The sequence below is a fragment of the Rhodococcus sp. KBW08 genome, assembly GCF_003852455.1.
Taxonomy (GTDB): Bacteria; Actinomycetota; Actinomycetes; order Mycobacteriales; family Mycobacteriaceae; genus Rhodococcus_F; species Rhodococcus_F baikonurensis.
The window spans coordinates 398,039-418,041 of the sequence record NZ_QAJJ01000017.1 but is presented as its reverse complement, the minus strand read 5'-3'; the positions used below and the strand labels follow the sequence as shown (position 1 = coordinate 418,041).

The window sequence follows — 20,003 nt, the reverse complement described above, 5'->3', positions numbered from 1 at the left end:
ACCAGCGTGTGTGGGGCGTCACGGTGACGGTACCTGCGGCGGGTGATCCGGCTCGAGGAGGGTTCCGATCTCCTTCCCCATCGACACGGCGTTGTTGAGGTCCGCGTTGGTTGTCGGCCCGAGTGTGGCGTAGACGACGATCGTCGTCTTCGAGTCGGGGTAGTACAGCGCAAGACCGTTGTAACCGCCGTACGACGGGTTCATCACCAGCCAGCCGTCGAGGTGCCCGGTCCCGAAGGAAAAGAACTTGTCCGCCGTCATACTTCCCAAGCCCGCAGTCGTCGGCGCCATCTGTTGCTCGAAAGCCTTGTCGGAGAGCAACTCTCCCGTTCCGAGTGCGCGAACCCACCTTCCGACGTCGGCGACAGGCGCGTTCATGTTTCCGCTGTGCAGGAAAGCCGTCGGATTCCAGAAGGTGGAGTCTTCGAACACTCCGCGTTCATTGGTGTAGCCGTGCAGGATCGGTTCGTCCATCTGCGGCGTGAGCACAACGCTGCTGTTATCCATCCCGATTGGATCGAAGACGCGCTGCTGAAGTAGGTCACCCAGCGGTTTTCCAGTCGCTTTCTCCATGACGTCGCCGAGCAGCGTCAGGTCGCTGTGCGCGTACGCCCAACTGGTGCCGGGTTCGAACAGAGGTGGACGAGAGTTGGCAAGATTCAGGATCTCCTGAGACGTCCAGCCCTTCATCGGATTGTCCGTGAAGAGTTTGAGGAACTGTGGATCTGTCACGTAGTCGGAGATACCCGACGTGCTGTTGGCCAGCATTCGCGGAGTGATGGTCTCTGCGCGTGGAAAGTTCGGTTCCCACTTCGCGATCGGCTGATCGAGGGGGAGCGTTCCCTCTTCGTCGAGTTGCAGCAGGACTGTCGAGAGCATCGGTTCCATCGGCTGGCCGACGCGCAACTGCATGTCGGTTGTAGCCGGAACTCCGACAGGGGACTCTCCGACGGCGCCGAGAGCAACCTCGTCGTCGCCCCGCCATACACCGAACACCGCGGCACTGAGGCCCAGGTCGGCCACCTGACGGCGGACGATGTCCGCGATCTCGGTGGATTCCTGACTGCTCGCGGTGCTGGGAGTTGCGCTGTTCGTGTTTATTGCCGCGTCCTCGTCGGAACTGCACGCAGCGGTTGCAATGGCAACGGTCAAGGTGATCGACAGAGCAGCCAGTCGCACCCGGCGGCGGTGGTGGGAGGAATTCATGCCTGCGATCCCTTCGATGTGGAAATCGAGCAACCGACGCCGAGCAATGTCCCAATTGTCTGAATTTAGCAGTTCGAAGGGGGAGTGAACAGATTGACGGTCAGGGGCGACTGCTATTCCCAGTGCCTGATCACGTCAGTCCTCAGTCTGGCGTCGCGTCCGATTCCGCTCGTCGGTCCTGCGCTTGCTGAAGCTCGGCGTTGATGCGACGAGCCTCGGTGAGTTGGTCTTCGAGGATGATGATGCGGCAAGCCGCGTCGAGAGCCGTGCCATTGGCTACAAGTTCGTGCGCGCGGGCCGCGATGCGCAGCTGGTAGCGGGAGTAGCGGCGATGTCCGCCCTCGGAGCGTTGTGGGGTAAGCAGTTTCGCGGCATCGAGGCTACGAAGGAAAGCTTGTCTGACGCCGAGGATCTCGGCCGCATGTCCCATGCTGTACGCAGGATAGTTCTCGTCGTCGAATCTGCCGGAGGGGTCCCCCGGTGGTGTATCTGCCGGAATGGCTCGCTTCTTTCGCTGAACGGACGGGGCCCCCGGCGCGAGGTGCGCCGGGGGCCGGATGGGGTTGAACTTACTTACATAACTGCATTCTTTCGAACTTCCGGACTCGCACAAGACATCCGGTAGCCGCTTTGAAGGGGGGTGCCGGGTCCGACTGCACACTCACACACGAATTCGGCCCCGGCACGTCCCTGCCCTGCGGTACTGCTTGCGGGTAGTTCATCTCTCCCGCATCTCTTGACTCGTTCCTTGCTACGAGAAAAAAGATACAACAGCCCCGCGAGAATGTCTACCCTGACCGCTGTAGATATTTTGTTGCGGACTTTCCAGGTATCGATGTTCAGGAACGACCCGCTCACCGGGGGTGAGAGCGCTCCGTGTGAGTCGTAGGAGATGGATCTGGGACAATGCTCCGATGCGAAATACCCCGAAGTCCGAGTCGTTGTTGCGTGCCCGCGCGGAGAGGGAAGAGCGCACCGGCTCCTCCGAGCAGCCCGGAGGAGGCGTGTCGAGCCACGGAGAGGACTCGTCGTCGTCCGAGCCGGGGGCACGCAGCGACAGCGCCACGATTCGGTCGGCTAGATCCGAGCTCTCAACTCATGCCAGGGCAGTGGAAAGTATGCACGAGGCGATCCATCCTGATCGCGATTGAGTCGGGTGCCTGGTCGGCATGCGGAGGGCTTTCTCATGTCCGTCGCTCCAACGCACGACGGCCGCCGCAATCCCGAATGCTGGGAGTGGCGACGACCGTCGAGTTGTCAGAGCGTGTAGGTGGTTCGTGAACCTCAGGGCAACAACTGGTCCAGGAACGTGTTGCTGAAGACCTTGTGCGGATCCAACGCGTTGTATGCGGCGTTGGCGGTGTCCCAGTTGTCGCTCGATGGGACGCCGTCGCGGTAGGTCTGGGGGAGGCCCTGGGTGATGATCGGGGTGTCGGTGTACGGCTTGTCGGGGCCGAACGCCCAGCCCTTGGACCACTCGGGGCGGAAGGTGGCGTCGTTGTTGTTGTAGTGATTGCGCATCCACTGTTCCATTTCGCGGTAGAACGCGAACATGCCGGGGGTTCCGGGGACGCCGAGGACGTTGAGCCAGATGGCGGTGTCCCACTCCGGATGGTCGGGGCGGGGGCGCATGGCCGAGATGGTGGGGGCGCCTGCCGAGTCGACCTCGACCTCGGACGGTTGATCGAGGCCGCAGCAGCGGATTTCGACGGGGCCGTTGAGGGGGAACTGTCCGATGGAGCGGTAGTACTCCATGCGGCCGTTGAACCACTGGGTGAAGTCGTGGATGACCTGGCCGATGTTGGCGCGGGAGGTGATGACGGCGCCGCCGCCCTCGGTCAGGCGCAGGGTGGTGGCCCGGATGTAGAACTGTACGTCCTTGGACCATCCCCAGAGGTCGTTCGAGAAGGTGGCGGCGAGTCCGGCAACGGTGGTGGCGTACATGATCTGGCCGAATGCCGGTGCGATGCCCGGGTTTCCGGCGTTGATCTGGCCGATCATGTCGGTGACCGGCTCCGGGAGGTTGTCGGAGAAGATGTAGTTGTACGGTCCGGTCACCTCACGCGAGAACGGCGGCTTGGTGGGGGCAAGTGACCACACCTTCATCCACGGGCGTTCTGTGAAGGGGTACCAGATTGCTTCTGCGCGACCGTTTTCGCGGACGAACTTCTCGAAGGTTCGTCCGGACGCGCCGCGGGCGCCGAAGAGTTCCTGCCAACCGATGTCGGTGTGGCTGACGCAGCGCATGCGGTAGTTGGGGGCGGCTTGCAAGGTGACGGAGGTGAGGAAGGTGCGTCCGAGGTGAGTCAGCAGCGGCTTGATCGCCGCGTCGCTACGTGCATACGTCTTCAGTGCGTATTCACTACCGTTCCAGACCACCGCGGTCAGGGACGTGACGAGGTTGGAGAGTGAGCCGAAAGTCTGTCCGGGAACATGCGCTTCGCCTTCGGCGGGAAGAGCTGCGCCGTGAGCGTCGACGGCGAGGCAGCCGGCGATGGTCAACACACCAGGCGCCGGCAGGTTCGCGAACCCGAGGCCCTGTGCCTGCAGTGCGGTGGTGATGGCGTCGAGGGTCGCGCCGGGTCCTGCGGTGACGGTAGCCGGGCTGCCACCGGCGTTGACGGAGACGCCGGTGAGGTGGACTGTGGTGTCGGCGAGGATGACCTTGTCGACCGGCGCGCCGTTGACGATGGTCAGCGGTGTCCAACCGTGCATGGCGCCGCGGGGGCGAATGGTGTAGCCGTTGGCGTGTCCCCAGTTCGCGAGGCGGACTACGTCTTCGGGCGTCTTGGGCGAACAGGTCCAGATCGCGTCGAGCATGATCTCTTTGGACCAGTTCTGATATGCCTGCTGGTACAGCGCGATGCCTTCGGGGAAGGCAGGCGGCGGCGTGAGGGTGGAGACGGGACCACCCGCGGAGCCGGAAGAGCCGGCGGGGACGGCATAGGCGGGCGTCCAGCCGGCGAATGCAGTCGCTGCCACGGCGCCGGCTCCAGCCGCCATGAAACCTCGTCGGGACAGTCGGAACTTTTCGTCTTGTGCCGTCATCTTCGGGCTACTCCATCGGGTTCGAGAACTGCGGTGAGTTCTAACAGGTGGGTATCAGACAGGTGGGTATCAGACAAGAGTGAGAACTACGTCAGCCAGAGCAGGAGCTTCGCGCTCCAGTACAGAAGCTGAGATCAGGAGTCGCCCATTGTCTTTCCAGATCTGGATACTCAAGTTCTCGCCGGGAAATACGACCCCGGCAAAGCGGGCCCGAAATCCGGCTACCCGACTGCTGTCGCCGTCGAGCATGGTATCCACTGCGGTCTTGCAGACCATTCCGTAAGTACACAGTCCATGCAGGATAGGCGCTGGAAAGCCTGCCGCGGAGGCGAATTGCGGATCCGAGTGCAACGGATTCCGATCACCACACATCCGGTACAGCAAAGCCTGCTGTGGAAGCACAGGCGTCACCACTGTCTCATCTGGTTCGCGATCCGGAAGCGAAATCGACTCCGACGGACCACGTTCACCCCCGAAACCACCCTCGCCGCGGGCGAAAATGGACGAGCGAGCGGTCCAGAGAGGGTTGCCTTCGGCGTCGACCGTGACGGATTCCTGCACGATCACCGCGGCCTTGCCCTTGTCCCAGACCTCGGCGATTCGAGTTGTGGTGCGACCACTTCCACTTGCCGGGATCGGCTGATGGACAGTGACTTCCTGGCTTCCGTGGACTACCTTCGCCAGATCGATTTCGACGCCGGGGAACGAGACCTTCGGGGCTTCGGTGGCGTGGAAGTTGGCGGCGACGGTGGCGAAGGTGGGCAGTACCTGAGGCTTTTCGTCGTCGAGGTAGCGCAGTTCGCTCGGATCGAGCGGACGTGCTCCAGCGCCCAGTGCCAAGTGGTAGTGCTGCACGTCCGACGGCGTCCACGAGAACTCTTGTGGGGCAAGCTCGGCGCCGAGCGCGATCTTCGGATCAATTGGCATGGTCGACCGCCGTCTTTTCAGTCGCAGCTGATGCCGTTGCTCCGGTGGTCTCGGCCTTCTTTGCGCGCTCGACGATGTCGAGTACGGCCAGGTAACCGAAAGTCATTGCGGGACCGATGGTCGCGCCCGGTCCGGCGTAGGTGTGGCCCATGACCGGAGCGCTCGCGTTGCCGGCGGCGTAGAGGCCGTCGATGACGCTTCCGTCTTCGCGTAGTGCTCGGCCGTTGACGTCGGTGCAGATTCCGCCCTTGGTACCGAGGTCACCCGGAACCATCTTGATGGCGTAGAACGGAGCCTTGCTGATTTCGGCGAGGCTGGGGTTCTTCAGCCGGGGATCGCCGTAGTACGCGTCGTATCCACTGTCGCCACGTCCGAAGTCCTCGTCCTTGCCGTTGCGCGCGAAGCCGTTGAACCGATCGACGGTCTCGGTCAGCGATGCGACGGGAAGTCCTGTCTTCTCGGCCAATTCGGCAATGGTTCCTGCCTTGACCACGATGCCGGCCTTGAGCCAGCGGCCGGGGAAGGGGGAGCGGGGAGTGATACCGGCAAACGTGTAGCGGTTGCGGTAGCGCTGATCGAGGATCATCCACGTCGGGATGTTCTCGCCGGGGCCTTCGCCCTGACCGTACTCACCGCCGTACATCGCATGGGTTGCCTCGACGTACGGAGCGGCCTCGTTTCCGAAGCGCTTGCCCGACATGTTGACCATCATGCAGCCCGGGAGGGTGCGCTCGGAAAGAGCGAACCACGGGCCGCCGGTCAGTGGAATGGACGGGCCCCACCAGGCGTCGTCCATGAAATCGACTGCAGCGCCGACTTCTTGGCCCGCGCGGATGCCGTCGCCGGTGTTGGCCTTCGCGCCGACGGTCCATTCGGTGCCGATGGGTGCGCGCTGGTACTTCTCACGCATTTCCTTGTTGTGCTCGAATCCGCCGGATCCCAACACGACTCCGTGGCGGGCGCGAATGACCTGCTCCTCGCCGTCGACGAGGACGTTGACGCCGCGAACTGCGCCGTCTTCGGTGTACAGGGAGGTCAGCGGGGTGTTCAGCAGGATGGGTACTCCGGCGGACTGAAGTCCGAGTCGAATACCGGCGACCAGTGCCTGGCCGCGAACCAGCAGATCCTTCTTGGTGGCCTTGGCTGCGAGGAATCGCATGCCGACCTTCATGGCGCGCAGGGGTCCGCGAGGATTGCGCATCAGCAGGTTGAGCCACTTGTAGTCGGCCTGGGTGATGACGAAGTTCTTGGGGGCCTTGACGTAGTCGGGCTCGAGGTTCTTGCGGTCGGCGCCCAACTTGTTGCCGTCGAACGGGGTGGGCTCGACACTGCGGCCACCGAGGCGTCCGCCGGGAGCTTCCGGGTAGTAGTCGGAGTAGCCGGGCACCCACTGCAGTTCGAGCGGGCTGTTCTTCAACACGAACGAGAGCATCTCGGGACCGCGCTCGAGATAGGTGTCGATGCGTTCGGGAGCGACGACGTCGCCGATGATGCTGTGCAGGTAGGAACGTGCGGCCTCTGGCGTATCGGTGACACCGTCCGCTTGAAGTGCCTCGTTGTTGGGGATCCAGACCCCACCACCGGAACGGGCGGTCGATCCGCCGTAGTGGGCGGCTTTCTCCACGATGACCACACTCAAGCCCTGGTGGGCTGCGGTCAAGGCCGCTGTCATACCTGCGGCACCACTGCCGACGACGACGATGTCGTATTCCTGCTTGCTCATGTAGAACACGTTATAGAATGATGGGGGTGTCAGTCCATGCTTTCTGCCAGGAAGTATTTCCGGACGTTGTCATTGATAACGAAACACGTTGCAGTGAGATTGAGGATGGTGCGGTGTGACCTGGGATACTTCGGTTGACGTCCTTGTCGTCGGGTTCGGTGTGGCGGGCGCCAGCGCGGCGCTCGAAGCGGTAGCGGCCGGTTCGTCGGTTCTGGCGATCGACCGAGCGCTCGGTGGTGGCGCCAGCACGATTTCCGGAGGAATCTACTACGCCGGTGGCGGCACCGTGATTCAAAAGGAAGCCGGCATCGAGGACAGTCCCGAAGCCATGCTCGCCTACCTGAACCGCGAGGTCGGTGACGCGGTGACGCCGCAGACCCTGCGCCGGTTCGTCGACGAGAGCCCGGCGTCGATCGACTGGCTGCGCAGTCACGGAGTGCCGTTCGAGGCCTCACTGTGTCCTTACAAGACGTCGTACCCGAGCAACAAGCACTACCTCTACTTCTCGGGCAGCGAATCTGCCGGTGGGTTCCGTGACATCGCAAAGCCTGCTCCGCGCGGTCATCGTGCCAAGGGGCGTGGCACCTCGGGGAAGATGCTGTACGGCCCGCTCGCGAAGTCCGCGGAGGCGAAGGGCGTCCAGTTGCTCGGCCAGACGCGAGCGGACCGGCTGATCATCGAGGACGGCCGGGTGATCGGCGTCGAAGCACTGACGCTTCGTGACGCTCCTGCCGGAGTTCGGCACCGGCACGCGACGCTCGGATCCCTGTCCTCCAAACCCGGCGTCTACGCGCCGCAGTTGCGCACGATTCTCGACGCACTCATCGCGAAGATCGAGAAGAAGTACGCCAAGCGGATTCGCATCCAGGCGCGCGGAGGCGTGATCCTGAGCGCCGGCGGCTTCGTCTCCAATCGCGAGATGATGCGCACCCATGCCCCTGCCTACAAGGGCGGTATCCCGCTCGGCACCTCCGGCGACGACGGCAAGGGCATCAACCTCGGCATCGAGGCCGGGGGAGCGACCGACAAACTCGGCAATGTCTCAGCCTGGCGATTCATCGTCCCGCCCAGCGCTTTTCTCGGTTCGGTTCTGGTGGGTGAATCCGGAGAGCGGATCGTCGACGAGTCCCGTTACGGTGCCGCACTTGGTCAGGCGATGGCGGAGAAGAGCCGCGGAATCGGTTGGTTGCTGGCAGATTCCGCACTCGTTCGTGAAGCGAAGTCGCAGATCGGTGACCAGTCGATGTGGTTCCAGCGAGTACAGACCACCGGCATGATGCGTACCGCCGTCCGTGGCAACACCATTGCCGAGGTCGCCCGCAAAGCGGGGATAGACGTCGCCGGCCTTCAAGCCACAGTCGACGCGCACAACTCCGCCGCCGCTGCCGGACAACCTGATCCGATGGGCAAACCGTCGGACTTCGTCAGGCCGATACTGTCTGCACCGTTCACGATGTACGACGTCTCGATCAAGCCCAACATGATGAATCCGTGCCCGATGCTCACGCTCGGTGGATTGGTGGTCGACGAATCGTCCGGCATGGTGAAAAACGAGGCCGGGGAGGGTATCCCCGGCCTGTATGCCGCCGGCCGTACCGCCGTCGGTATCTGTTCCAACTCGTATGTGAGCGGATTGTCGCTCGCCGACTGCGTGTTCTCCGGCCGTCGTGCCGGCCAGCATGCAGCCACATTCGCAACAGCCGGAAAGGCCTGATCGATGCTCTCGACGCAGATCCGCGGCGAACTTGCCGACCATCTCGATTCGGCGGAACGGGACCGCGCTCCGATCAGTCCGCTGATCGCCGACTATCCGGAAATAGATGTCGTCGATGCCTACGAGATCCAGCTCATCAACATCCGGCGTCGAGTTGCCGGTGGCGCAAAGGTGGTCGGACACAAGGTCGGGCTCTCGTCACTGGCGATGCAGCAGATGATGGGCGTCGACGAGCCCGATTACGGTCATCTGCTTGCCGAGATGGAAGAGTTCGAGAACCGTCCGGTCGACACCTCGCGGTTCTGCTTCCCACGCGTCGAGGTGGAGGTCGCCTTCATTCTGGGAGCAGATCTGCCGGGCGCCGGGTGTACCGAACAAGACGTCATCGACGCCACTGTCGCCTATGCGCCGTCCATCGAATTGATCGACAGCCGGATCAAGGACTGGAAGATCGGCCTCTCGGACACCATCGCGGACAATGCCTCCTCGGCGGGGTTCATCCTCGGCAAGGAACGAGTTCGCCCGTCGGACATCGACATCAAGGCGATCGACGCGGTGCTGACCTGCAACGGCGAGCGGATTGCGGAGGGGCGCAGCGATGCGGTTCTCGGGAACCCGGTCACCGCTGTCGCGTGGTTGGCGCAGAAGGTCGACACGTTCGGGGTTCGGCTCAAGGCCGGCGACATCGTTCTGCCGGGTTCGTGCACGCGAGCGATCGACGCTCATCCAGGCGACAACTTCCGAGCCGAGTTCAGCGGCCTCGGCTCCGTCTCTCTTCAGTTCACGTAGGAGTAGTCATGACCAAGGCAAGTGTGGCGATCGTCGGATCGGGAAACATCAGCACCGATCTGTTGTACAAACTGCAGCGCTCCGAGTGGCTCGAGCCGCGATGGATGATCGGAATCGATCCCGAGAGTGAAGGATTGGCACGCGCTCGCAAGATGGGACTCGAGACCTCCGCCGAGGGCGTCGACTGGTTGCTCAGCCAGGCGGAGAAACCGGACCTGGTCTTCGAGGCGACGTCGGCATACGTGCACCGCGAGGCAGCACCCCGCTACGAGGCCGCCGGTATCCGTGCCGTCGACCTGACTCCGGCCGCGGTCGGCCCGGCTGTGGTTCCGCCCGCGAACCTGCGCGAGCACCTCGACGCGCCCAACGTCAACATGATCACGTGCGGTGGGCAGGCAACCATTCCGATCGTCTACGCGGTATCGCGTGTCGTCGACGTGGCATACGCCGAGATCGTCGCCTCCGTGGCGTCGTTGTCCGCCGGCCCGGGAACTCGCGCGAACATCGACGAGTTCACCAAGACCACCAGCCGCGGTATCGAGACCATCGGCGGCGCACAGCGCGGCAAGGCGATCATCATCCTCAACCCCGCAGACCCGCCGATGATCATGCGCGACACCATCTTCTGCGCTATCCCTGAGGACGCCGATCGGGCCGCGATCACCGACTCAATTCACCGCGTCGTCAAGGACATCCAGCAGTACGTGCCGGGTTACCGGTTGCTCAACGAACCGCAGTTCGACGAACCGAGCGTCGTTTCCGGTGGCTATGCCACGGTCACCACGTTCGTCGAGGTCGAAGGCGCAGGCGACTTCCTGCCCCCGTACGCGGGCAACCTCGACATCATGACGGCAGCAGCCACCAAGGTGGGCGAGGAAATCGCCCAGAAGCTTCTGAGTGTGAAGGCATGAGCGACATGATTCATTTCGATTCGAGCTGGGACATCCGCGTCACCGACACATCGCTGCGCGATGGCTCCCACCACAAGCGTCATCAGTTCACCGTCGAAGAAGTACGGGCCATCGTCGGTGCCCTCGACGGAGCCGGAGTGCCGGTCATCGAGGTCACCCACGGCGACGGTCTCGGCGGATCCTCCTTCAATTACGGCTTCTCGAAGACTCCCGAGCAGGAACTCATCAAAGCTGCCGTCGAGACCGCGACAAACGCGAAGATCGCCTTCCTGATGCTGCCCGGGCTGGGCATCAAGGACGACATCGTCATTGCGCAGGACAACGGTGCGTCCATCTGCCGCATCGCAACTCACTGCACCGAGGCGGACGTATCCATCCAGCACTTCGGTCTCGCGCGTGAGCGTGGACTCGAAACCGTCGGATTCCTCATGATGGCTCACTCGATTCCGCCGGAGAAGCTGGCCAAGCAGGCCCGCATCATGGCCGACGCGGGTTGCCAGTGTGTGTACGTGGTCGACTCGGCCGGCGCGCTGGTACTCGAGCAGGTATCCGATCGCGTCGAGGCGCTGGTTCAGGAACTCGGCAACGACGCTCAGGTCGGCTTCCACGGCCACGAGAACCTGGGCCTGGGCGTCGCCAATTCCATCGCGGCAGTGCGTGCGGGAGCCAAGCAGATCGACGGCAGCACCCGCCGTTTCGGTGCCGGCGCCGGCAACGCCCCGGTCGAGGCCTTCGTCGGTGTCTGCGACAAGATCGGCGTCAAGACCGGTATCGACTTCTTCGCGATCGCCGATGCAGCCGAAGACGTTGTGCGCCCGGCAATGCCGCAGGAATGCCTGCTCGATCGTCAGGCACTGATGATGGGCTACGCCGGCGTGTACTCGAGCTTCCTCAAGCATGCCGAGCGTCAGGCCGAGCGGTACGGAGTGTCGTCCGCGGAGCTGTTGGTACGCGCAGGCAAGCGCAAGTTGGTCGGCGGCCAGGAAGATCAGTTGATCGACATCGCACTGGAACTCCAGCGCGAAGCAGCGGCTTCCTAGCCCATGGCAGACGTACTGGCCGGAAAAGTGGCCTTGGTGACCGGCGCGTCCTCAGGGCTGGGGCGCGCGGTGGCCGAGATACTCCACCGCAGGGGCGCACAGGTTTTCGGTATCGCCCGTGACAAGGAAAAGCTGCGACAGTCGATGGTCGAGGTGGTCGGCGCGGATGGAGAGCGTCGTTTCGCGGCGACGGACGTCTCGGATTCCGCTCAGTGTGATGCGGCCGTGCAGGCGTGCGTCGAAGCGCTCGGTGGTATCGACATCCTCGTCAACGTGGCGGGATCCCACTCGCTTCGTCATACGGCGGATATTGCGGATTCCGAATGGGCACATGACCTTGCGGTCAATCTGAACGGACCGTTCTTCCTTTCCCGCGCAGCATTGCCACACTTGCTGAAACGGGGCGGCAACATCGTCAACGTCTCCTCGATCGCGGGGCTGGAAGGGCAGGCGTACTCGGCTGGATACTGCGCTGCCAAGCACGGACTCATCGGTCTGACCCGGGCGATGGCGATGGAATTCACCGGAAAGTCTCTGCGGGTCAACGCAATCTGCCCCGGCGGCATGATGACTCCTCAAGTCACCGGATTCACCTTCCCCGACGGAGTCGACTTCGATCTCGTCATGAAGGTTGCATCGCCGCGAGGCTTGATGGAAGCCGAGGACGTTGCGAAGATGGTGGCTTTCGTGGCCTCCGACGACGCCTCGGCGATACACGGGGCCGTCTACTCGGTGGACAACGGAAAAATGGCATGACCCCCTTGGTCTCGGGACCGATCTTCCAGATCTGCTGGGTGGTCGAGGACATCGAGGCTGCCGAACAGGAGTTCACTCGGCAGTGGGGAGCGGAGCGGTGGCTGCGTATGCCAGACATCGCCTTCGGTCCCGAGACCACAACGTATCGAGGTGAGCCTGCCGACTACGTTGTCCACGTGTCGATCGGATATGCCGGCGGCCAACAGCTCGAGCTGATTCAACCCGTGTCCGGACGCAACCTCTACACGGAGTTCCTGGAGGCCCACGGCGTCGGAGTTCATCACATGGCCTGGGTTCCAGACGATTACGAGGCCACGCTGATCGAAGCCGAGCGTCGCGAAATGCCGGTGGTGCAACAGGGTCGGGTAGAGGGCGCCGGCATGGAGTTCTCCTACCTCGACGCCGGGCCGTTGGGTGGATACGTCGAGTTGATGAAGCTCTCACCCGAGATCCGGTTGATGTTCGCTTCGCTCATTCCTGATTGACGGCAAACGCTTTCGCGAAGTAGTCGGAAACGTTCTCCGGGTGACCACGGAATCCGAGGTAGCCGTCGGGGCGAATGACCAGCGCCGCCGTACCTTCGACCCCATACGCGGCGCATAGCTGCGAGTCGTTGTCCTCGATGATAGGCACCAACGAATCGACGGTCACGGTTCCCGGTGGCACTATCGCGTAGACGTCCAACATGCCGTGCGCTGATCGAATGGCGGCGTCGGCGACCTTCTCGAGGCTGTTGATGCTCTCTGCGGATCCGTCCGAAGTCAGCAGTAACGTGTGGTCGACTCCGGACAGCAAGTCGAACAACCGAATTGGATACTGCACACCGTCTCGGCGCATTCCGCGTGCATCGGGTGCACGCTCGCCCGGTTGGACGTGTGGACTCGAAGAATCACGCCCGGTGTTCAGCGGACTCTCCGAGTAGTCGATCAACAGTTGAGCCTGGCGCCGCATTGCCGTGTCGATGGAAGACTCTCCCGAACCGATTCCTTCTCGAGCATTTCGGACGGTCATCCCGACGACTTCTTCACCGACCGGACGTCTTTCGGCATCGTAGGTCCCGAGAAGATCTGTTGTTGCAACGCCTTTGACGGCGAGCGCTACCTTCCATGCGAGATTGTGGGCGTCTTGGATGCCGGTGTTCATGCCCTGCGCTCCAGTCGGGGGATGGATGTGCGCGGCGTCGCCGGCGACAAAAACCCGTCCGCGACCGTAAGCGTCGACGATGCGGTGGCTGATGCGGAAGACCGAGGACCATCGCAGCATCGAGGCGGTTGTCGGTTCTGGGGACAGTCTGTCGAGTACGGCCTGGATGTGATGGAGTTCAGGTGTCGTGCCGGTTGAAAAACCGTGTTGTACAGAGGCTTTGTTCGACGATTCGTCCGGCATCAAATCGTCCGGAACGAGCATCGACATGCGGTACCGCTTGTGTCCGGGAAGTGGGATGCAGACGAGTAGGTCGTCGGTGGTTCCGTCGTCGGTGGTGTGGTTGGCGCGGACGGAGTAGCCGCTGGGGATCGACCAGTCGACTTCGACGTCACCGAGCATGTAGCTTTCCGCAAACGCGCCGCCCTCGAAGCTCAGGCCAAGCCCTTTGCGGACCACGCTGTGAGCGCCGTCGGAACCCACCAGGTACCGGGCTGTCACGGTGCTGCCGTCGCTGAGTGTGCAGGTGACGCCGTCGTCGGATTGTTCGAATGCGGTAAGGCCGACTCCGCGTTCGACGGTTGTCCCCAATTCGGCGAGGCGCTCGGTGAGGATGCGCTCCGTCGAATACTGGGGCAGGCAGAGGAACCAGTAAGGGACGTCCTCGGGGAGGGTGAGGTCGACGCGGCCGACCTCGACGCCGTTCGTGTACATGATTTGACCGCGCATCAATGTCGAGGCATCAAGCGCCTGGCGGAGCACCCCCATGTTCTCGAAGAGTTCGAGAGTGCGTGGCTGAATCCCGACGGCTTTCGCGTATTGCCGCGGTTCGTCGAGGGGGTCGATTATCCGACATGAGATACCGCGTCTGCGCAGCTCGATCGCGGTGGTCAATCCGATCGGGCCGGCGCCCGCTACCAATACGTCGGTATCCATGAGGACCCACTCACGTCGAGGACAGTCGGTCATTTCAGTATGGGTAAGCGAACTTTTGTTTTGGGGAAATTCGCGCAAATCGGACATCGAGAGCTTGTGTCTCTCACTGGACGGTCCGAACGCGCTCCGATTGTCTTGCGCTAGTGCTCGGGTTCGAAGCTAGCTGAGATTCGCCCGCACAGGAGCGCGAGCTCGGCCTCGCCGACGCGTGGCGCGTCGTCCCATGAATCAACGTCGTTCCAACTCAGTGAACTGGGAGCGCCGAAAGGCCTGACGAAAACGTGCTGATGAAAGTGGGGGACGCTTAGCCCGGCGATCGCGGAGAACACGAATTCCGGAGTTAATTCCGAGTCGAGAGCACGTGAGACGCGCCTGACCGCGCGTGCGATGGCGAGTGCTTCAGGCTCGGATAGTGAGGGCAACCCGGACACGTGTCGACGGGTCTCGACGAACACATATCCAGGAACCGAACGTCCGTGTGGTGGAGGGGGTCGATGGGTGACAACAACGAAGTCGTCCTCGAAAATTCGAGGGCTGACGAGCGGACCTGTTCCTCGGTGCTTGGCGCATATGGCGCACTTTGACGTCCCCATTCCGCTTTTGTACCGAGCGTGGCCCGGTGGTGGAAGATTTGCGATCAGCCCGGCTGGAAAGGTCGCTGCTTTGTACAAATTTGCGTGTTTGTAAAACTTTTACCCTCAAAATCGTTGACAAAAGACCGCAATTTGTCCACTCTCTATACATAGATGTTGTTCGTGTCGCGGATTGCCGCGCAGGACGCACTCACTGATTCGAACGAGAACTGGAGAATTCGATGGCGGCGTTGGTGTACACCGAGCCAGATGGTCGGCTCGCAACTTGGAGAGACCGGAAACGCTACCTATGGCTGTTGGCGCTGATTCCGTCATCGGCAACTTTCATCGCAGTGGGGCTTGTTACCGCCACCGGATGGAATGTCTTCTGGTGGACCGGCCCGCTGATTGCTTTTGCCCTCATTCCTGTCATCGATATTCTGGCGGGCGAGGACGGGAAAAATCCGCCCGACGAGGTGATCGACGAACTCGAGAACGACCGCTTCTACCGGTGGTGCACCTACGCCTATCTGCCGCTGCAATACACGGCCTTCTTCCTGTCCTGCTACATCTGGGCGCGTTGGGATTTGAGCGTTCTCTCCAATATCGGACTCGCAGTGACGATCGGTGTGACGGCCGGAATCGGCATCAACACCGCCCACGAACTCGGGCACAAGAAGGAAAGCGTCGAGCGCTGGTTGTCCAAAATCGTTCTCGCACAAAGTGCTTACGGTCACTTCTACCTCGAGCACAACCGTGGCCACCATGTGCGAGTGTCGACTCCGGAAGATCCGGCGACCTCGCGCTTCGGTGAGACCCTCTACGGTTTCTGGCCGCGCAGCGTCGCCGGGGGATTGAAGTCGGCGTGGCATCTCGAGAAGACCCGCTTCGAGCGTTTGGGCACCACACACTGGAGTATCAAGAACGACGTTCTCAACGCCTGGCTCATGTCGGTTGTTCTGTTCGGTGTCGCGCTTGCAGTGTTCGGGATCGGTATTGCGCCGTACCTCGTGATCCAGGCCTTCATCGGATTCTCGCTGCTCGAAGCGATCAACTACCTCGAGCACTACGGACTCCTGCGTCAGAAAACCGCAAGCGGACGGTACGAGCGATGCACGCCGGCGCACAGCTGGAACAGTGATCGCATCTGCACCAACGTCTTTCTCTATCACCTGCAGCGGCACAGCGATCACCATGCGAACCCGACGCGTCGCTACCAGGCGCTTCGCAGCATGGAAGAGGCACCTCAGCTCCCGAGCGGGTACGCCAGCATGATCATGCTCGCCACAGTTCCGCCCTTGTGGCGCAAGGTGATGGATCACCGCGTCCTCGCGCACTACCGAGGTGACATCACCCAGGTCAACATCGCGCCGAAGAAGCGGGCCAAGATCCTCGCGGCCTACGGGGTGAACGCATGAACGCCTACATCTGCCGATCTGTGATTACACGTACACCGAATCGACAGGTGCTGCGCGAGAGGGCTTTCCGCCCGGCACGCCATGGTCGAGTATCCCGGACGACTGGTGCTGCCCCGACTGCGGCGTCCGCGAGAAGGTCGACTTCACGCTCGTCGCGCAATCCTGATCGAACTACCCACCGACGAAAGGAAAACCGATGTCCGAGACTGCCACTGCTTACAAATTGTTCCGCTGCCTCCAGTGCGGGTTCGAATACGACGAAGCGATCGGCTGGCCCGACGACGGTATCGAGCCGGGCACTCGCTGGGACGAGATTCCCGAAGACTGGTCCTGCCCTGATTGTGGTGCTGCCAAAGTCGATTTCGAGATGGTCGAGGTGGACCGCTGATGACAGCGGTCCGCGAGTCCGACACACGCACCGTGGTGATCGTGGGCACGGGCATCGCCGGTGCCGGTGCGGCGCAGGCCCTGCGCAAGGAAGGGTTCGGCGGCAGCATCATCCTGATCGGCAGCGAACCCGAGGAGCCGTACCGACGCCCGGCGTTGTCGAAAGAACTTCTGTCCGGGAAAGCGTCGATCGATCGGGTTCGGTTGCGGCCCTCGACGTTCTGGAGCGAGGAGGGCATCGACCTCCGGATCGGCAAGACTGTCACGAGTATCGACACCGATACCCGCACAGTACATTTGGACGACGCCGAGAGCATCGACTTCGACGTTCTGATTCTTGCCACGGGTGGACGGTCCCGACGGTTGGCCGCGGACGATTCCGAGCGCGTTCACTATCTTCGGGATATCGCAGACATGCGACGCTTGCAATCTCAGCTGGCCGAAGGATCCTCGCTGCTGGTTGTCGGTGGCGGATTGATCGGATCCGAGGTGGCATCGACCGCACGCGACTTGGGTTGCAGTGTGCAGGTTCTCGAAGCCCAGCCACTGCCCCTGTCCCGGTTGCTACCACCGTCGATAGCGGAGCGGATCGCTGCGCTGCACAACTTCGCGGGCGTCGACCTTCAGACGGGAGTCGATCTCGAGACGCTTACTGCAGGTGTCGACGGTGTCACCGCACGTGCGCGTGACGGACGCGAGTGGACGGCGGACTTGGCCGTCGTCGCAATCGGATCCTTGCCCGATACCGATGTGGCTGCTGCGGCGGGTATTGCGGTGGACAACGGGATTTCGGTCGACCGATACCTCAGGACGTCTGTCGATGGTGTGTACGCGATCGGAGATGTAGCCAACGTGCCCAACGGTTTTCTCGGCGGCATGCACCGTGGTGAGCACTGGAACACTGCGCAGGACCACGGCGTCGCAGTTGCCAAGACCATCGTGGGAAAGGATGAACCTTTCGAATCCGTCCCGTGGAGTTGGTCGAACCAATTCGGCCGCAACATCCAGGTAGCCGGTTGGCCAGGTGCCGATGACACCGTGATCGTCCGCGGAGACTTGGACTCCTACGATTTCACCGCGATCTGCACGCGCGACGGAAATATCGTCGGTGCTGTGAGCGTGGGGCGGCCGAAGGACATTCGCGCCGTCCGAACCATGATCGAACGCTCCCCGGACCTCAGCGCCGACGTACTCGCCGATACAAACAGGGATCTGACCGAACTTGCGGCGGGTCTTGTCGCCTCACCGGTGCGCTGAGTGCACTCGTGACTTCTGTGGCTTGCGTGTCCACCGTTTTGACACCGAGCACGGGCGATGGAAATCTTCCCGATATGTCCACCGCTCGTGCCCGTGTCCCGTACCACGAGGCAGCTCGTCAACTTCTCCGTGCGTCAGCGCTCGACGCCACACGCGAACTCTTGACCGAGAAATCGTGGAACGACATCACCATGGCGCATATCGCGGAAGCTGCGGGTATGAGCCGGCAGACGTTGTACAAGGAGTTCACGTCCCGGCAGGGGTTGGCGTCCGGATACCTCATCCGGTTTGTCGACGAGTTTCTCGAAGAAGTGGAACGTGAAGTAACGCTGCATCATTCGGATCCGCGGGGCGCGGTCTCGGCAGCCTTCCGTGCCTTTTTCGACGCCGGTGCCCGGGATCCGATGGTGGTCAGCATTGTCGGTCCTCGCCCGCAACATGACCTGCTGAGCCTGGTCACCACCGACGGGACTCCGCTGCTCGAACATGCGAGCGCGAGGTTGGCCGAGATCTTCATGACCAGTTGGGCGAACGTCGACCGCGTCCATGCCGAGATGTTCGGCAGCACGATAGTGCGTCTCGCGATCAGTCACGTGACGTTGTCCTTCGGTACTCCCGATCAGATCGCCGAGAACCTGGGGGAGATGTTCGGGCCGTTCCTCGATCAGGTCATCGGTTCGGGAGCAGTCGAACCGAACTGAGCCAATGGGATCGATACGGTTTCCGAGCTAGGACGGAAGTTCGATCGAGCGTGATCGCCGTAGTTCTTTGGTGGGAAATATCGCTGTTATGTGTGAATCCGCGTCTCACTTCTCGGTAGCGTGCCGGGCGTAGATCGAGGTGCGATCCGCAGGGGTGGCTCTCGTGAAGTTCCGTCAACGATGGAGGAATTCGAAGTTGAAGAGCCGCAATAAATCTCGAGTGGCGTCGACCGTTGTGGTAGTTGCATGGTTTGTCATGGCCGGGGCAGGTGTGGCAGTCGCCGACGAATCCTCGTCAGGGTCCTCCGGGGGAGGATCACTCGGTTCCTCCAGTGCGCCGGAGGTTGATCCGTTGACCTTCGACGGTTGGGGCACGTGCCCGATCGAGGATCTCGAGGTGACGACGTGCGCCACCGTCGTGGTGCGGGGAGGGACCATGAAATTGGGTGCACTTTCGGTGCCGATCCCGGACGGCAGTCTCAAGGTTGCGGGCGGGGTGAAATACGCGACCCAGCCCGACAACAGTTTCGTCGAGACCTTTGTCGCCAAGCAGGACGGGTCCAACGGGGTCTATTCCAACCCGATTTCGGTGCCAGGGGGTGCGCTCGGGATCGATACTCCGCTCGGATTGACTCAGATCAGCGCGACAGTCGAATCGGTGGGAGTCCCGGATCTGAAGGTCCTCGAGCAGGAACTCACGATGCCGGTCCGCTTGAAACTGTCGAATCCGTTGCTGGGCGACGATTGCTACATCGGTTCGATCTCGAATCCGATCAACCTTCACCTGACGACAACAGGCAACCCGCCATCGGAACCCATCGGTGAGTTCCCGGGTGCAGTGTTTCCGGCAGTCCCACATTCGGATGCTGCGTTTGCGGCGCCGGGGGCTAGCGGATGCGGACCACTGGGTGCGCTCAACTGGGCGGTGAATCTCCGTGGGGGAGTGCCGGCAGTCAGCGGAAAGAACTCGCTCACCACGTCGAGCGACGTCTATGCGGTGGCTGCACGGAAAGTGCGACCGCCTGCCTGACAGACGCACAGTTGCCGGAACGCACAACGAGGGCCGACCCGTGGTGGGTCGGCCCTCGTTCTGCACAATCGGGTCAGCTGACCTCGGGATCACGCACCGTGATGGTGCCGTCCCTTACTGCGTCGGCGATGCTGTCGTGCAGTTTCGGGCAACCGTCTTTCAACGCCGTCGACTGTCCGGACGCAATGGCCTCTTTGAAGGTGTGGCAACGCAGCGCCGGGTCGGAAGTCCACTGCACGCTGGTGTGCTTGTACGTGTTCTTGCGAACAAGTACGCAGGCACCGCATGCCTTGCAGTCGACTTCCTGCAGACCCGAGTCGAGGTATTCGTGCTTGTCCTCGATCGTCTGGGCCGCGATCGCCTCGAGCCGTTCCGTTTGCCCGGCAAAGTCCGGTGCCTTGGCCCAACGAGCCCACCGTGCGTCGGTTCCGATCGAGGCGCTCAC

The 20,003-nt window shown here is 62.3% G+C and carries 19 protein-coding genes; 12 read left to right on the top strand and 7 right to left on the bottom strand.

The annotated features are described in order from the left end of the window. Nucleotides 1-18: 18 nt before the first annotated feature. The 5 genes from DBV08_RS22535 to kstD form a co-directional block, all read right to left on the bottom strand. Nucleotides 19-1,206, bottom strand: a complete 1,188-nt coding sequence (locus DBV08_RS22535) for a serine hydrolase (RefSeq protein ID WP_185564826.1) — start codon at nt 1,204-1,206, stop codon at nt 19-21. Nucleotides 1,207-1,348: 142 nt separating this feature from the next. Next, complete coding sequence (locus tag DBV08_RS22530; protein ID WP_020906139.1) at nt 1,349-1,636, bottom strand: MerR family transcriptional regulator; 288 nt, start codon at nt 1,634-1,636, stop codon at nt 1,349-1,351. Nucleotides 1,637-2,490: 854 nt separating this feature from the next. Continuing rightward, nucleotides 2,491-4,254: a cholesterol oxidase substrate-binding domain-containing protein gene (locus DBV08_RS22525; RefSeq protein ID WP_124568890.1), complete on the bottom strand. Its 1,764-nt coding sequence runs from the start codon at nt 4,252-4,254 to the stop codon at nt 2,491-2,493. 69 nt (nt 4,255-4,323) lie between these two features. Further along, nucleotides 4,324-5,181, bottom strand: coding sequence for a MaoC/PaaZ C-terminal domain-containing protein (locus DBV08_RS22520; RefSeq protein WP_124568889.1), 858 nt, complete (start codon nt 5,179-5,181; stop codon nt 4,324-4,326). Next, complete coding sequence (gene kstD, locus DBV08_RS22515) at nt 5,171-6,904, bottom strand: 3-oxosteroid 1-dehydrogenase (RefSeq protein WP_185564823.1); 1,734 nt, start codon at nt 6,902-6,904, stop codon at nt 5,171-5,173. Before kstD ends, DBV08_RS22520 begins: the two co-directional genes overlap by 11 nt. A gap of 115 nt (nt 6,905-7,019) precedes the next feature. Here kstD and DBV08_RS22510 point away from each other — a divergent pair, with 115 nt between their 5' ends. The 6 genes from DBV08_RS22510 to DBV08_RS22485 are packed head-to-tail and all read left to right on the top strand — an operon-like array spanning nt 7,020 to nt 12,599. Next, nucleotides 7,020-8,618 (top strand): FAD-binding protein, encoded by a 1,599-nt coding sequence (locus DBV08_RS22510; protein WP_124568887.1) that lies wholly within the window; start codon nt 7,020-7,022, stop codon nt 8,616-8,618. 3 nt (nt 8,619-8,621) lie between these two features. Beyond that, a complete protein-coding gene (locus DBV08_RS22505) occupies nt 8,622-9,407 on the top strand; it encodes a 2-keto-4-pentenoate hydratase (protein WP_124568886.1) in 786 nt (261 codons plus the stop codon). An 8-nt stretch (nt 9,408-9,415) separates the two neighbouring features. Further along, nucleotides 9,416-10,318 carry an acetaldehyde dehydrogenase (acetylating) gene (locus DBV08_RS22500; protein ID WP_124568885.1) on the top strand — a complete coding sequence of 301 codons (903 nt, stop codon included), beginning with the start codon at nt 9,416-9,418 and terminating at the stop codon, nt 10,316-10,318. Next, complete coding sequence (gene dmpG / locus DBV08_RS22495; RefSeq protein ID WP_020906144.1) at nt 10,315-11,358, top strand: 4-hydroxy-2-oxovalerate aldolase; 1,044 nt, start codon at nt 10,315-10,317, stop codon at nt 11,356-11,358. The genes DBV08_RS22500 and dmpG overlap by 4 nt, the downstream gene beginning before the upstream one ends. Before the next feature lie 3 nt (nt 11,359-11,361). Further along, nucleotides 11,362-12,114, top strand: a complete 753-nt coding sequence (locus tag DBV08_RS22490; RefSeq protein ID WP_124568884.1) for an SDR family NAD(P)-dependent oxidoreductase — start codon at nt 11,362-11,364, stop codon at nt 12,112-12,114. Continuing rightward, the gene (locus tag DBV08_RS22485) at nt 12,111-12,599 is read left to right on the top strand and encodes a VOC family protein (RefSeq protein WP_124568883.1); all 489 of its coding nucleotides are present in this window, start codon (nt 12,111-12,113) and stop codon (nt 12,597-12,599) included. The genes DBV08_RS22490 and DBV08_RS22485 overlap by 4 nt, the downstream gene beginning before the upstream one ends. Here DBV08_RS22485 and DBV08_RS22480 read toward each other — a convergent pair. Continuing rightward, on the bottom strand, nt 12,586-14,193 hold the full coding sequence (locus tag DBV08_RS22480) for an FAD-dependent monooxygenase (RefSeq protein ID WP_124569053.1): 1,608 nt from the start codon (nt 14,191-14,193) through the stop codon (nt 12,586-12,588). The genes DBV08_RS22485 and DBV08_RS22480 overlap by 14 nt on opposite strands. Before the next feature lie 814 nt (nt 14,194-15,007). Between DBV08_RS22480 and DBV08_RS22470 the strand changes: the two genes are divergently transcribed. The 6 genes from DBV08_RS22470 (at nt 15,008) to DBV08_RS22445 (ending at nt 19,558) form a co-directional block, all read left to right on the top strand. Next, nucleotides 15,008-16,183 (top strand): alkane 1-monooxygenase, encoded by a 1,176-nt coding sequence (locus DBV08_RS22470; protein WP_124568882.1) that lies wholly within the window; start codon nt 15,008-15,010, stop codon nt 16,181-16,183. Between the two features lie 10 nt (nt 16,184-16,193). After that, nucleotides 16,194-16,349: a rubredoxin gene (locus DBV08_RS22465; RefSeq protein ID WP_124569052.1), complete on the top strand. Its 156-nt coding sequence runs from the start codon at nt 16,194-16,196 to the stop codon at nt 16,347-16,349. A gap of 30 nt (nt 16,350-16,379) precedes the next feature. Continuing rightward, the gene (locus DBV08_RS22460; RefSeq protein ID WP_007734094.1) at nt 16,380-16,571 is read left to right on the top strand and encodes a rubredoxin; all 192 of its coding nucleotides are present in this window, start codon (nt 16,380-16,382) and stop codon (nt 16,569-16,571) included. After that, nucleotides 16,571-17,827, top strand: a complete 1,257-nt coding sequence (locus DBV08_RS22455; protein WP_124568881.1) for an NAD(P)/FAD-dependent oxidoreductase — start codon at nt 16,571-16,573, stop codon at nt 17,825-17,827. Before DBV08_RS22460 ends, DBV08_RS22455 begins: the two co-directional genes overlap by 1 nt. Nucleotides 17,828-17,901: 74 nt before the next feature. After that, a complete protein-coding gene (locus tag DBV08_RS22450; RefSeq protein WP_095970934.1) occupies nt 17,902-18,528 on the top strand; it encodes a TetR/AcrR family transcriptional regulator in 627 nt (208 codons plus the stop codon). A 196-nt stretch (nt 18,529-18,724) separates the two neighbouring features. Further along, on the top strand, nt 18,725-19,558 hold the full coding sequence (locus DBV08_RS22445; RefSeq protein WP_124568880.1) for a hypothetical protein: 834 nt from the start codon (nt 18,725-18,727) through the stop codon (nt 19,556-19,558). Between the two features lie 73 nt (nt 19,559-19,631). On the opposite strand, the gene DBV08_RS22440 is transcribed toward DBV08_RS22445, so the two are convergent. Continuing rightward, nucleotides 19,632-20,003 carry a hypothetical protein gene (locus DBV08_RS22440; RefSeq protein ID WP_007734099.1) on the bottom strand — a complete coding sequence of 124 codons (372 nt, stop codon included), beginning with the start codon at nt 20,001-20,003 and terminating at the stop codon, nt 19,632-19,634.